The organism is Kitasatospora sp. GAS1066B, assembly GCF_041262605.1.
GTDB lineage: Bacteria > Actinomycetota > Actinomycetes > Streptomycetales > Streptomycetaceae > Kitasatospora.
Window position 1 is genome coordinate 13,546 of record NZ_JBGCCO010000018.1, and the last position, 13,629, is coordinate 27,174.

The following is a 13,629-nucleotide window of genomic DNA, read 5'->3' on the forward strand; positions in this document are numbered from 1 at the left end:
GCCGACTGTCCAAGAGCCCCGGCGACCTGGCATGGTGGCGAAGGACCTTGGTTTTTCTAGGTGAGAGCGATACGACGTGGACCATTCCCCGGACCCGGGCCAGCTGCACGTGGTGCTGGTGCTGTCCGCCGGCAGCGGCGGGATCGGCGCCCATGTGCGCTCGCTGGCCCAGGGCTTGACCGCGCACGGCGTCAAGGTGACGCTCTGCGCACCCGCCGAGTCCGACGCGCGCTTCGGGTTCGCCCGCAGCGGCGCGGTCTTCCACCCGGTGGAGATCACCCCGACGTCGGGGGCCCGCAGTGACGCCGCCGCGATCGGGGAACTGCGCCGCGCCTTCACCGGCGCCGACCTGGTGCACGCGCACGGCCTGCGGGCCGGCCTGCTCGCCGACCTGGCGCTGCGCACCGCGGGCCGGCTGCCGGGGCTGCGACCCGAGACGCCGCTGGTGGTGACCTCCCATCACGCCCTGCTGGCCACCGGCCTGGAGCGCCGGTTGCAGCGGCTGATGGAGCGTCGGGTGGCCCGCTCCGCCGACCTGGTGCTCGGCGCCTCCTCGGACCTGGTGGCGCGGGCCCGCGAGCTGGGCGCCACCGACGCGCGGCTCGGCCCGGTGGCCGCGCCGCCGCGCCCGCCGGCCGAGCTGGACCGGGCGGCGGCCCGGGCCGCGCTGCTCGGCCCCGACGAGCTGGACCGTCCGCTGGTGCTGGCGGTGGGCCGGCTGGTGCCGCACAAGGGCTACGCCCAGCTGCTGGACGCCGCACGGGAGTTCGGCGACGCGCTGGTGCTGGTGGCCGGTGACGGTCCGCAGCAGCTGGAGCTGGCCGAGCGGGTGGCCGCCGAGCGGCTGCCGGTGCGGCTGCTGGGCCACCGTACCGACGTGCCGGAGCTGCTGGCCGCCACCGACCTGGTGGTGATCCCCAGCCGCTGGGAGGCCCGCTCGCTGGTCGCCCAGGAGGCGCTGCGGGCCGGCGTGCCGCTGGTGGCGACCGCGGTCGGCGGGATCCCCGAGCTGGTCGGCGACGCCGCCGTGCTGGTCCCCGGCGGCGATCCGGCGGCGCTGGCGGCGGCGGTGCGCGCACTGCTGGCCGACCCCGAGCGCCGGGCGGCGCTCGCCAAGGCGGGCCCCGTCCAGGCCGAGACCTGGCCGGACGAGGCCGCCACCGTTGCACAGGTGCTCAGCACCTACGACGAGCTGGTCCAGCGCCGCTGACTCTTCGTCGTCAGCGGCGCCGTCGCTGTGGCCGGGCTCGGCTCAGGACCGGACGGGCTGGCGTCCCGGCCGGCTGGCCTGCTCGGTGGCCGGGGGCTGCGGGGCCAGGTAGGCGGCGCCGCAGGCGGTCAGCCGCAGCGCGGTGTCGATCAGCGGCACGTGGCTGAAGGCCTGCGGGAAGTTGCCGACCTGGCGCTTGAGCCGCGGGTCCCACTCCTCGGCGAGCAGCCCGACGTCGTTGCGCAGCGCGAGCAGCTTCTCGAACAGCTCGCGCGCCTCGGCCACCCGCCCGATCATCGCCAGGTCGTCGGCCAGCCAGAACGAGCAGGCCAGGAACGCGCCTTCGTGTCCGGACAGGCCGTCGACATTCGCGCCACTCTCGTCGTGGGTCGGGTAGCGCAGCACGAACCCGTCCTCGGTGGACAGTTCGCGCTGGATCGCCTCGATGGTGCCGATCACCCGCTTGTCGTCGGGGGGCAGGAAGCCGACCTGCGGGATCAGCAGCAGCGAGGCGTCCAGCTCGCTGCCGCCGTAGTACTGGGTGAAGGTGTTGCGCTCGGGGTCGTAGCCCTTCTCGCAGACGTCCGCGTGGATCTCGTCGCGCAGCGCCCGCCAGCGGTCCAGCGGGCCCTCGGCCGGGGTCTGCTCGATCAGCTTGATGGTGCGGTCGACCGCCACCCAGGCCATCACCTTGGAGTGGACGAAGTGCCGGCGCGGCCCGCGCACCTCCCAGATGCCCTCGTCGGGGGCCTTCCAGTGCTCCTCCAGGTAGCTGATCAGGCGCAGCTGGAGCAGGTGGGCGTGGTCGTTGCGGGACAGGCCGGTCATCTGGGCCAGGTAGAGCGCCTCGACCACCTCGCCGTAGACGTCCAGCTGGAGCTGGCCGGCCGCGCCGTTGCCGATCCGCACCGGTGCCGAACCCTCGTAGCCGGGCAGCCAGTCCAGGTGACTCTCGTTCAGCTCGCGCCGTCCGGTGATGGTGTACATGATCTGCAGGTTCTCCGGGTCGCCGGCCACCGCCCGCAGCAGCCACTCGCGCCAGGCCCTGGCCTCCTCGCGGTAGCCGGTGCGCAGCAGCGAGGAGAGGGTGATCGCGGCGTCCCGCAGCCAGGTGTAGCGGTAGTCCCAGTTGCGCTCGCCACCGATGTCCTCGGGCAGCGAGGTGGTGGGGGCCGCGACGATGCCGCCGGTGGGGGCGTAGGTGAGCGCCTTGAGGGTGATCAGCGAGCGGACCACGGCGTCCCGGTAGGGGCCCTGGTAGGTGCACTGGGCGACCCAGTCCACCCAGAACTCCTCGGTCAGCTCCAGCGAGCCCTCGGGGTCGGGGATGTCCGGCGGGGCCAGGTGGGAGCGCTGCCAGGTGAGCGCGAAGGTCACCCGCTCGCCGGCCTCGATGGTGAAGTCGGCGTAGGTGGTCAGGTCCCGTCCGTAGGTCTCGGCCTCGCCGTCCAGCCAGACCGAGTCGGGCCCGGCCACGGCGACCGTGCGGTGGCCGCCGCCGGCCTGCTCGACCCGGTGGACCCAGGGGACGATCTTGCCGTAGCTGAACCGCATCCGAAGCGCCGAGCGCATCCGCACCTGGCCGGTCAGGCCCTCCACGATGCGGATCATCTGCGGCACCGGCTCCTGCTCGCTCAGGTGCCGCGGCGGCATGAAGTCGATCACCCGCACGCTGCCGCGCGGGGTGTCCCACTCCTGCTCCAGAATCAGCGAGTCGCCCCGGTAACTGCGCCGATCGGCGGGCACCGCGGGCGCGGCCGCGCTGCTCGGCACCTCCTTCAGATCACCCGTATCGGTGAACGGGGCGCGCGGCGCCGGAGCGGTGGACAGCGGCGCCCGCTGGCCCTGCCGGCCGTGCGGGTCGGCCGGCGCGGCCGGCTCGGCCTCCGCGGGGCCGATCCGCCAGAAGCCGTGTTCATCGGTGCCCAACAGGCCGGCGAAGACGGCGGGGGAGTCGAATCGGGGCAGGCAGAGCCAGTCCACCGCGCCATCTCTGCTGACCAGGGCGGCGGTCTGCATGTCCCCGATAAGTGCGTAGTCCTCGATACGGCCGGCCACGTGCATCTCCAGTTCGCGGTAGTGCTCGGCGGTCACCGACAGGGGGGGCGAGAGCGGATGCTGCGGGGCCGGGGGTGACGCGGTGCCAAGAACCGGGCGCCGCCTCGACCCGCTGGTGGCGGTGGCCGAACACGGCCCGCACGGAACCACGGATGCGGGTTCCTGGCACTGGCTCTGGAGTGAACTGGTGGAGCGGGGGAGTCCGGTCGCGCATCGGGGACGGAGAGGTATCGTCCGGACCCCTCGTCCTCGCTTGCTCTGCTGTCAGCGATGCGTCCGTGCAGGATACGACGCCGAGAGGGGGCTGGGCACCCGGAAACGATCAGGTACCGCCGTCTGCTCAGGCTCCACGCGTGAAAGTGGCCCGCCTGGGTGATGGGGGGCAGTTGAACAGGGGGGTCAGGCGCTGATCAATCCGGGTCATGCCACCTGATCACCTTGGTGGGGGAGCCGGCCCGGCGATCACCCGAGCGGGTCAGCGGCGGGGCTTGCGACCGCGTGCCACCCAGCTCGCTGATACCCTGGTATCCCGTGGACTGGTGGATAAACCGCCCCGGCCCCGCTGGCTGACGACCACCGAATCCTGACGCGTCGTCACCTCCAGCGACCGCACTCCACCGGCGTCATCTTCGACAGCGACCCACGGGAGCCCCCTCTTGGCACAGCCCCATTCCGGCAAGGCGGCGAACAGCCGCGCCGTGACGACCAAGCACCTCTTCGTCACCGGGGGTGTCGCCTCTTCACTCGGCAAGGGGCTCACCGCCTCGAGCCTCGGTGCCCTGCTCAAGGCCCGCGGCCTGCGGGTGACGATGCAGAAGCTCGACCCGTACCTCAACGTGGACCCGGGCACCATGAACCCGTTCCAGCACGGCGAGGTCTTCGTGACCGACGACGGCGCCGAGACGGACCTGGACATCGGCCACTACGAGCGGTTCCTGGACACCAACCTGCACGGCTCGGCCAACGTCACCACCGGCCAGGTGTACTCGACGGTGATCGCCAAGGAGCGCCGCGGCGAGTACCTGGGCGACACCGTCCAGGTGATCCCGCACATCACCAACGAGATCAAGTCCCGGATCCGCCGGATGGCGACCGAGGACGTGGACGTGGTGATCACCGAGGTCGGCGGAACCGTCGGCGACATCGAGTCGCTGCCGTTCCTGGAGGCCGTCCGCCAGGTGCGCCACGAGGTCGGCCGGGAGAACGTCTTCTTCGTGCACGTCTCGCTGCTGCCCTACATCGGCCCGTCCGGCGAGCTGAAGACCAAGCCCACCCAGCACTCGGTGGCCGCGCTGCGCAACATCGGCATCCAGCCGGACGCCATCGTGCTGCGCGCCGACCGCGAGGTCCCGCAGGCGATCAAGCGCAAGATCTCGCTGATGTGCGACGTGGACGAGGAGGCCGTGGTCGCGGCCATCGACGCCAAGTCGATCTACGACATCCCCAAGGTGCTGCACAGCGAGGGCCTGGACGCCTACGTGGTGCGCCGCCTCGACCTGGCCTTCCGCGACGTGGACTGGACGGTCTGGGACGACCTGCTGCGCCGGGTCCACGAGCCGCAGCACATCGTCAAGGTCGCGCTGGTCGGCAAGTACATCGACCTGCCCGACGCCTACCTCTCGGTCACCGAGGCGCTGCGGGCCGGCGGTTTCGCCAACAACGCGCGGGTCGAGATCAAGTGGGTCACCTCGGACGACTGCGAGACGCCCGAGGGTGCCCGTGAGCAGCTCGGCGACGTGGACGCGGTCTGCATCCCCGGCGGCTTCGGCGACCGCGGCGTCACCGGCAAGGTCGCCGCGATCACCTACGCCCGGGAGAACAAGATCCCGCTGCTCGGCCTCTGCCTGGGCCTGCAGTGCGTGGTGATCGAGGCTGCCCGCAACCTGGCCAACCTGCCCGAGGCCAACTCCACCGAGTTCGAGCCGGCCGGCCGGCACCCGGTGATCTCCACCATGGCCGAGCAGCTGGCGATCGTCGGCGGCCAGGGCGACCTGGGTGGCACCATGCGCCTGGGCCTCTACCCGGCCAAGCTGGCCGAGGGCTCGATCGTCCGCGAGGTCTACGGCGGTGAGCAGTACGTCGAGGAGCGCCACCGCCACCGCTACGAGGTCAACAACGCCTACCGCGCCGACCTGGAGAAGACCGGCCTGGTCTTCTCGGGGCTGTCGCCCAAGGGCGACCTGGTGGAGTACGTCGAGTACCCGCGCGAGGTGCACCCCTACCTGGTGGCCACCCAGGCGCACCCGGAGCTGAAGTCCCGCCCGACCCGCCCGCACCCGCTCTTCGCGGGCCTGGTGGCGGCGGCGATCAAGATCAAGACCGGCGGCGAGTAGAGCCGGAGCGCCACTGAAGTTCGCCCGACGGCGGCCCTGCGGAAATCGCGGGGCCGCCGTTCGGCGTTAGATTGTGTCGTACTGACGAAAAGGGGAGATCGCTGATGGCCGAGCAGCAGCAGACGGAGCAGATCCGCGACGAGGCGGAGCAGTGGGAGGTCCGCTCCAGCGTGACGCCCTTCCAGGGGCGGGTCACCGGCGTGCGCACCGACGAGGTGCTGATGCCGGACGGCGGCTACGCGCGGCGCGACTACCAGACCCACCCGGGCTCGGTGGGCGTGCTCGCGCTGGACGAGCGGCAGCGGGTGCTGCTGGTGCGCCAGTACCGGCACCCGGTGCGCCAGCGCCTGTGGGAGCTGCCGGCCGGCCTGCTCGACGTGCCGGGCGAGAACCCGCTGCACGCCGCGCAGCGGGAGCTGTACGAGGAGGCGTACTGCAAGGCGGAGAGCTGGCGGGTGCTGGTCGACTTCTACACCTCGCCCGGCGGCACCGACGAGGCGCTGCGGCTCTTCCTGGCCACTGACCTTGCCGAGGCCGAGGGCGAGAAGTACGCGGCGGACGGCGAGGAGCTGGAGATCCAGACCGCCCGGGTGCCGCTGGCGCGGCTGGTCGAGCTGGTGCTGGCGGGCGAGCTGCACAACCCGACGCTGATCACCGGCACCCTCGCGCTGCACGCCGCCCTGACCGGTCCCGGTCTCGCGGCGCTGCGCCCGGCCGACGCGCCCTGGCCGGCCCGTCCGTTCACGGCGTAGCCGACGAACGCGCAGGGCCGCCCCAATCGCCCAGCTCGAGCCGGCGACTGAACAGAGTGGGCGACCATCAGGGTGATTTGCCACTTGGTCATACCGATGTCCCCTCGGCCGGGCGCCCTTGGCGAACTACGCTTCGCTGACGGGAAGCTGGGCGACCGGGTCGGGAGTGGCGCAGGTGGCGAGGAAGACGGCGACGATGGACGCACGCCCGGCCCCCGACGGGCCGGTGGCGGGCCTGCCACCCGGCCCGGAGCACTTCGCCGGGCGGGCCGCCGAGCTGGCCGCGCTGCGCGCCGAGGTCCGGCGGCCGCCCGGTGACGGCTGCCGGGTGCTGGTGGTCACCGGCCGCCCCGGCTCCGGCCGCACCGTGCTGGCGCGGCGGTTCGCCCGTTCGCTGGCCGGTGAGTACCAGGTGCTCACCGAGCGGCTGAGCGCCCCGGACGGGACGGCGCAGCCGCCCGGTGCCGTCGCCCGGCGGCTGCTGGCGGCCCTCGGGGTGCCCTGCGACACGCTGCCCCCGATGGCGGACGAGGAGGCGGACCCGGCCTGCGCGCGGCTGCGCGAGGCGCTGGCCGGGCGGGCCACCCTGCTGCTGCTCGACGACGTCGCGGACGCCGCCCAGTTGCGGCCGCTGCTGCCGGACGAGCCGCGCTGCCTGGTGCTGGCCGCCACCACCGGGCCGCTCACCGCGCTGGCCGACCGGTTCCGGGTCGACCCGGTGATCCTGCGCGGACTGGACGAGGCCGCCGCCGTCGAACTGCTCACCGCTCTGGTCGGCGGCACCCGGATCAGCTGCGACCCGGTCGGCGCGGCCGCGCTCGCCGAGGCCTGCGCGGGGCGGCCGGCTCCGCTGCGGCTGATGGCGCACTGGCTGCGTGCCCATCCCAAGGCCGCCGTCCCGGCCGCGGCCGACGCGCTGCGCGAGGCCGGCGGCGAGGTGCTGTCGGCCGCCTTCGCGCTGCGTTACCGGGCGCTGCCGGTGGCCCAGGCGCGGCTGCTGCGGACGCTCACGCTGGCCCCGGGCGGCTGGGCCGACCCGCGCACCGCCTCGGCGCTGGCGGGCTGCCCGGCGCCCGAGGCCGCCGCCGGGCTGCGTGCGCTGGCCGAGGGGGAACTGCTGGAGGAGCACGGGGCGAGCGCCGACGGCACGCCGCGCTACCAGGTGCCGGGCCGCTTCTTCGGCGAGCTGGTCGCGCTGCGCGAGCGGCTGGACCGGCCCGCCGAGGTCCAACTGGCCCGGGCCCGGCTGCTGGAGCGGCTGGTCCGGCTGGTCGACTCGGCCCGCGCGCTGCTCGAACCCACCCGCTCGGCGCCCGACCCGCTGCCCGGGCCGCTGCGGCTGCGCACCGCCGCGCACGCCCGTGGCTGGCTGCTCGGCGAGCGCGAGCTGCTGCTCGCCGCGGGCGAGCAGGCGGTCGCCCAGGGGGACCTGGACGGTTCGGCCGTCCGGCTGGTCGGCGCGCTGTTGCGGACGCTGCCGGCGGCCGGCCCGCTGGCGCCCGCCGACGCGTACCGGCTGCACCGGCTGGTGCTGACCTGCGCCGAGCGGCAGGGCACGCCCCGGCGGGCCGCCGCCGCGCTGCTCAACCTGGCCGAACTGCGGGCCGGGGCCGGCCAGTGGCGGGCCGCGGCCGAGCACTACCGGGCCGCGCACGTGCACAGCCGCGATCCGCTGGACGAGGCGGTCGCCGCCCGGGCGCTGGAGGGCGTGGCGCAGTGCCACCGGGCGCTCGGGGACGCGGTGCGCGCCGCCGACAGCTACGGCCGCGCGCTGGCGCTGCGCCGGGGCCTGGACGAGCCCGCGGCCCAGGCCCGGCTGCTGGCCCGGATCGGCGAGGCGCATGCCGCCCAGCGGCGCTTCGCGGAGGCGGAGCGCGAGTACCGGGCGGCGCTCGCGCTGCTGCGCCGGCTCGGCGACGAGCGGGGCGCGGCGGCGGTGGCGACGGCGTTGGAGCGGCTCGTCGCGAACGGGTGAGCGACGGTGAGGGGTGAACGGGGGAACGGGTGAGCGGTGCCGGGTGGGCCCGCGGTGGTGAACGCCGGATGTCCGACCGGTGGTCTTGCGGTAGCCCTCGGCTGGGATGGGAAGTTTGTCCGGAACACGGGGGTTTGCCAGGAAGGATCCAAGGCAAGCCTACGAATCTGCCAATGTCTCTCGCTTATTTAGTCACTTTGGAAGGCTGGCGGATTCGCTGGGCTTCATTACACTCGACTTAGTCGCGCAGTGCAGCGTGCCCCGGCTCTGCCGGAGGCCTGTCTGTGCGGGCACCCGCCGGTCTTCCCCCGGTTGGGACTCCCATGGCAAGAGGGACGTGTTTAACCGTGACCAAGGTCGGCATCCCCCGCGAGGTCAAGAACCACGAGTACCGCGTGGCCATCACGCCCGCCGGCGTGCATGAGCTGGTCCGCAACGGACACGAGGTCTTCATCGAGGACGGCGCCGGTGTCGGCTCCTCCATCCCGAACGAGGAGTACGTGGCCGCCGGCGCCACCATCCTCCCCACCGCCGACGAGGTGTGGGCCACCGCCGACCTGCTGCTGAAGGTCAAGGAGCCGATCGCCTCCGAGTACCACCGGCTGCGCAAGGGCCAGACCCTCTTCACCTACCTGCACCTGGCGGCCGACAAGGCCGGCACCGACGCGCTGGTCGCCTCCGGCACCACCGCGATCGCCTACGAGACCGTGCAGCTGGCCAACGGCGCGCTGCCGCTGCTCGCCCCGATGTCCGAGGTCGCGGGCCGGCTGGCCCCGCAGGTCGGCTCCTACCACCTGATGCGCCCGGCCGGCGGCCGCGGCGTGCTGCCCGGTGGCGTGCCCGGCACCCACCCGGCCAAGGCCGTCGTCGTCGGCGGTGGCGTCTCCGGCTGGCACGCGGCCACCATCGCGATCGGCATGGGCTACGAGGTGACCCTGCTGGACCGCGACATCAACAAGCTGCGCGAGGCCGACCGGATCTTCGGCACCAAGATCAAGGCCATCATGTCCAACAGCTTCGAGCTGGAGAAGGCCGTGCTGGAGGCCGACCTGGTGATCGGCGCCGTGCTGATCCCGGGTGCCAAGGCCCCCAAGCTGATCACCAACGAGCTGGTCTCCCGGATGAAGCCGGGTTCCGTGCTGGTCGACATCGCCATCGACCAGGGCGGTTGCTTCGAGGACTCGCGTCCCACCACGCACGCCGAGCCGACCTTCCCGGTCCACAACTCGGTCTTCTACTGCGTGGCCAACATGCCGGGCGCCGTCCCGAACACCTCCACCTACGCGCTGACCAACGCGACGCTGCCGTACGTCGTCGAGCTGGCCAACCGTGGTTGGAAGGAGGCGCTGAAGCGTGACGCCGCGCTGGCCAAGGGCCTGAATGTGCACGAGGGTCAGATCACCTACGGCGCCGTCGCCGAGGCGTTCGGTCTGCCCTCCATCTCCCTGGACAGCGTGCTCGCCTGACGCTCCGCCAGAAGCGCGCGACAGGCGCGCGACCAGTGTCGATGGCCCCTGGCCGGCGGTAGCCGACCGGGGGCTTCGACGTGCCTCGATGCGCCGTCAACGCGCTGAGGGTCGGGTCACCCGCCCCTTGACAGAACCCGGTCGGGTAGCCGACACATCGGGCCCACTACCGTGGATTGTGTTGCTGCGAACGCCCGAAACGGCCTAGAGTCGCAAACCGTCGGCATGGTGTCAGGCTGACGAATCGACATAATGCCCTGGATGCCCAAGGAGGTAAGACGACTTGTGAATGAGTCGACATTTGCTCCCGGGGGTGGTCAGCCAGGACTGGCGGAGCGTGTCTCCGGACAGCCGACCGACGACACCGGGGCCGCACATTCCACTGTCGGAGCCAGTGAGATCGGCACGGTCGCCGTGCGCACCTTCGAGGCCCGGCAGGCCGCGAGCCAGGCAGCCACCCAGACCGCGATCTACGAGGCCGATCTGCCCGGACAGGGCCTCGGCTATGCCGAGTTCGCCTACGGTTCCTACGACGACCCGGACGCCGAGTACGAGCCGGACCCGGAGTACGCCGCCACGCTGGCCCCCGACGCGGCCCGCCAGCGCCGCGAGCGGATCGGCCCCACCGGCCGTCCGCTGCCGTACTTCCCGATCCCCGCGCCGCTGGCCAAGCACGGCCCCGCGCAGATCATCGCGATGTGCAACCAGAAGGGCGGGGTCGGCAAGACCACCTCGACCATCAACCTGGGCGCCGCGCTGGCCGAGTACGGCCGCCGGGTGCTGCTGGTCGACTTCGACCCGCAGGGCGCGCTCTCGGTGGGCCTGGGGGTCAACCCGATGGAGCTCGACGTCACGGTCTACAACCTGCTCATGGAGCGGGGCCTGACGGCGGACGAGGTGCTGCTGAAGACCGCCATCCCCGGCATGGACCTGCTGCCCTCCAACATCGACCTGTCGGCCGCCGAGGTGCAGCTGGTCAGCGAGGTGGCCCGGGAGTCGGCGCTGGCCCGTGCGCTGCGCCCGCTGCTGCCGGACTACGACTACGTGATCATCGACTGCCAGCCCTCGCTCGGCCTGCTGACGGTCAACGCGCTCACCGCAGCGCACAGCGTCATCGTGCCGCTGGAGTGCGAGTTCTTCGCGCTGCGCGGTGTGGCGCTGCTCACCGAGACGATCGAGAAGGTCTGCGAGCGGCTCAACCCCGAGCTGCGCCTGGACGGCATCCTGGCCACCATGTACGACTCGCGCACCGTGCACAGCCGCGAGGTGCTGGCCCGGGTGGTCGAGGCCTTCGGTGACCACGTCTTCCACACCGTGATCGGACGCACCGTCAGATTCCCCGAGACCACCGTGGCCGGCGAGCCGATCACCACGTACGCGACCAACTCGGTCGGCGCCGCCGCCTACCGCCAGCTGGCCAGGGAGGTGCTCGACCGGTGCCGCCCCGTCGAGTGAGCCTCCCGGGGGCCGACGAGCTGTTCCGCACCACCGGGGGGATGGCGCTGTCGCCCTCCCTGGCCAGCCGCTCCGCCGTCGAACCGGCGGAGGGTGGCGGCGGTGCGCAGCAGCCTGACGCGGCCTCGGCTGACGCTCCCTCGGGTGGTCCCGGCGGGGCCGGCCCGGCCGTCGCCCGGCCGCGGGTCGAGCGGGCCCCGCAGGGTGCCGCGCCGACCGGCACCGTGGTGCCGGCCCGTACCGGGCCGCCCGCCGCGCCGGGCCAGGGCGAGGAGCAGGGCGCGGACAGCGCAGGGCGGCGCCGCCCGCGCGGGCGCGCACCCCGGCGTCCCAGCGGGCGCGAACGGCACGACGAGAAGATCACCGTGTACGTCTCCGCCGAGGAGCTGATGGACCTGGAGCACGCGCGCCTGGTCCTGCGTGGCGAGCACGGCCTCGCGGTGGACCGCGGCCGGGTGGTGCGGGAGGCCATCGCGGTCGTCCTGGCCGATCTGGAGCAGCGGGGTGACGCCAGCATCCTGGTCCGGCGGTTGCGCGGCCGATAAGCGGGTTCCGCGTGTGAAGATGGACCGCCATGGCCAGCACCTCCCCGGACCCCGTCACCGCCCCGGAACCCGCCCCGGAACCTGCCGCCGCTGACGTCGCGCGCGGCGCCTTCCAGGTGCGGCTGGTCAACTTCGAGGGCCCGTTCGACCTGCTGCTCGGCCTGATCGCCAAGCACAAGCTGGACGTCACCGAGGTCGCCCTCGCCCGGGTCACCGACGAGTTCATGGCCTACCTGCGGGCCATGGGCCCGGACTGGGACCTGGACGCGACCACCGAGTTCCTGGTGGTCGCGGCCACCCTGCTCGATCTCAAGGCGGCCCGGCTGCTGCCCGCCGCCGAGATCGAGGACGAGGAGGACCTCGCCCTGCTGGAGGCCCGCGACCTGCTCTTCGCCCGGCTGCTGCAGTACCGGGCCTACAAGCGGGTGGCGGCCGTCTTCGAGCAGCGTTGGGCGGCGGAGCAGCGCCGCCGGCCGCGCACGGTCGGCCTGGAGCCGCAGCACGCCGAGCTGCTGCCCGAGGTGGTGATCCACGTCGGCCTCGAGCGCTTCGCGCAGCTGGCCGCGAAGGCGATGACGCCCAAGCCGAAGCCGGTGGTCTACGTCGACCACATCCACACCCCGCCGGTCAGCGTGCGCGAGCAGGCCGCGTTGATGGCGGCCTACCTCACCGAGCACGGCGAGGCGTCGTTCGGCGACCTGGTCGCGGACGCCGGGGAGACGCTGGTGGTGGTGGCGCGGTTCCTGGCGCTGCTGGAGCTCTACCGGGAGCGGGCGCTGGCCTTCGAGCAGCCGGAGGCGCTCGGGGAGCTGACGGTCCGTTGGGTGGCCGATCCGGAGCGGGCGGCGATCGAGGTGACCGACGAGTTCGACGGCGGGCCGCAGCCCGCGGCCGAGGCGGACGGGGGACCTGGTCGAGGAGAGGGAGTCGAGGATGAGCGGGACCGCTGAGGGGTCCGGGCCGCTGAGCGCCGGCGATGCGCGGCCGGCCCGCCGCGCGCTGGGCGTGCCGGGCCAGGCCCGCGAGGACGAGTGGCTGGAGCCGGCCTACCCCTGGGAGGACGGCGCCGCGGTGGTCGACGCCGAGCCCGCCGAGCCTGCCGGTCCCGCCGAGGCTGCCGCGCCTGTGCTGCCGCCGCAGGCGGTCCCGGCGGATCCGGTGGCCGTCGATGTGGCGGCCGACACGGACGACGGCCACACCGGCGACGAGCCGGCAGCTGCGCCCGAGGTCGAGCTCAAGGCGGGCCTGGAGGCCGTGCTGATGGTGGCCGACGAGCCGTTGGCCGAGCCGCGGCTGGCCCAGGTCATGGACCGGCCGAGGCCCGAGGTGGCGGCGGCACTAAGGGAGTTGGCGGCCGAGTACGCGTCGCAGGGACGCGGTTTCGAGCTGCGGCTGGTGGCCGGCGGCTGGCGGTTCTACAGCGCGGCGGCCTGCGCGTCCGTGGTGGACCGGTACGTGCTGGACGGTCAGCAGGCCCGGCTCACCCAGGCCGCACTGGAGACGCTCGCGGTGGTCGCCTACCGCCAGCCGGTGTCCCGATCCCGGGTATCAGCGGTACGTGGTGTGAACTGTGACGGCGTGATGCGTACCCTGGTACAGCGAGGACTGGTGGAAGAGACCGGCTCCGAGCCCGAAACAGGTGCGATCCTGTATCGGACGACGAACTACTTCCTGGAACGGATGGGGCTGCGCGGCCTGGATGAGCTGCCAGAGCTCGCGCCCTTCCTGCCCGAGGTCGACGACGTGGAAGCGGAGTCCCTCGAAGGCACGGTGATCGCGGACGCGGTGGCCGCCGTGAGCGCAGGGGAAGTGCAGTGAGGTCGGCCGGCACGACC

The 13,629-nt window shown here is 73.1% G+C and carries 9 protein-coding genes and 2 pseudogenes; 9 read left to right on the forward strand and 2 right to left on the reverse strand.

What is annotated here, in order from left to right; genetic code table 11:
- The first annotated feature begins 76 nt into the window (after positions 1–76).
- Entirely contained in the window at positions 77–1,210 is a 1,134-nt protein-coding gene (locus ABH937_RS20865) for a glycosyltransferase family 4 protein (protein WP_280690618.1), read from the forward strand.
- Positions 1,211–1,252: 42 nt separating this feature from the next.
- On the opposite strand, the pseudogene ABH937_RS20870 reads toward ABH937_RS20865, so the two are convergent.
- Both ABH937_RS20870 and ABH937_RS20875 read right to left on the reverse strand, forming a co-directional pair.
- A pseudogene (locus tag ABH937_RS20870) lies at positions 1,253–2,950 on the reverse strand (glycoside hydrolase family 15 protein); the annotation flags it as partial.
- A gap of 126 nt (positions 2,951–3,076) precedes the next feature.
- Positions 3,077–3,268: pseudogene (locus ABH937_RS20875) on the reverse strand (trehalase-like domain-containing protein); the annotation flags it as partial.
- Positions 3,269–3,924: 656 nt separating this feature from the next.
- On the opposite strand from ABH937_RS20875, the gene ABH937_RS20880 reads away from it, so the two are divergent.
- The 8 genes from ABH937_RS20880 (at position 3,925) to scpB (ending at position 13,612) form a co-directional block, all read left to right on the forward strand.
- Positions 3,925–5,601 (forward strand): CTP synthase, encoded by a 1,677-nt coding sequence (locus ABH937_RS20880; protein WP_280690617.1) that lies wholly within the window; start codon positions 3,925–3,927, stop codon positions 5,599–5,601.
- Between the two features lie 104 nt (positions 5,602–5,705).
- Positions 5,706–6,353 carry an NUDIX hydrolase gene (locus ABH937_RS20885; RefSeq protein WP_280690616.1) on the forward strand — a complete coding sequence of 216 codons (648 nt, stop codon included), beginning with the start codon at positions 5,706–5,708 and terminating at the stop codon, positions 6,351–6,353.
- Between the two features lie 196 nt (positions 6,354–6,549).
- The gene (locus tag ABH937_RS20890) at positions 6,550–8,328 is read left to right on the forward strand and encodes an AAA family ATPase (RefSeq protein ID WP_370219060.1); all 1,779 of its coding nucleotides are present in this window, start codon (positions 6,550–6,552) and stop codon (positions 8,326–8,328) included.
- A 347-nt stretch (positions 8,329–8,675) separates the two neighbouring features.
- The gene (gene ald / locus ABH937_RS20895) at positions 8,676–9,794 is read left to right on the forward strand and encodes an alanine dehydrogenase (protein ID WP_370146185.1); all 1,119 of its coding nucleotides are present in this window, start codon (positions 8,676–8,678) and stop codon (positions 9,792–9,794) included.
- 414 nt (positions 9,795–10,208) lie between these two features.
- Entirely contained in the window at positions 10,209–11,249 is a 1,041-nt protein-coding gene (locus ABH937_RS20900; RefSeq protein WP_370146186.1) for a ParA family protein, read from the forward strand.
- Positions 11,250–11,290: 41 nt separating this feature from the next.
- Entirely contained in the window at positions 11,291–11,794 is a 504-nt protein-coding gene (locus tag ABH937_RS20905; protein WP_280690638.1) for a hypothetical protein, read from the forward strand.
- Between the two features lie 29 nt (positions 11,795–11,823).
- Entirely contained in the window at positions 11,824–12,744 is a 921-nt protein-coding gene (locus ABH937_RS20910) for a ScpA family protein (RefSeq protein ID WP_370219061.1), read from the forward strand.
- A gap of 220 nt (positions 12,745–12,964) precedes the next feature.
- Entirely contained in the window at positions 12,965–13,612 is a 648-nt protein-coding gene (gene scpB / locus ABH937_RS20915; RefSeq protein ID WP_280690637.1) for an SMC-Scp complex subunit ScpB, read from the forward strand.
- Positions 13,613–13,629 lie beyond the last annotated feature (17 nt).

Bases quoted from the DNA above. Each gene is read 5' to 3' on its own strand.
- ABH937_RS20910 (WP_370219061.1), top strand. From the start codon at position 11,824: ATGGCCAGCACCTCCCCGGACCCCGTCACCGCCCCGGAACCCGCCCCG.
- ABH937_RS20885 (WP_280690616.1), top strand. From the start codon at position 5,706: ATGGCCGAGCAGCAGCAGACGGAGCAGATCCGCGACGAGGCGGAGCAG.
- ABH937_RS20905 (WP_280690638.1), top strand. From the start codon at position 11,291: ATGGCGCTGTCGCCCTCCCTGGCCAGCCGCTCCGCCGTCGAACCGGCG.
- ABH937_RS20890 (WP_370219060.1), top strand. From the start codon at position 6,550: ATGGACGCACGCCCGGCCCCCGACGGGCCGGTGGCGGGCCTGCCACCC.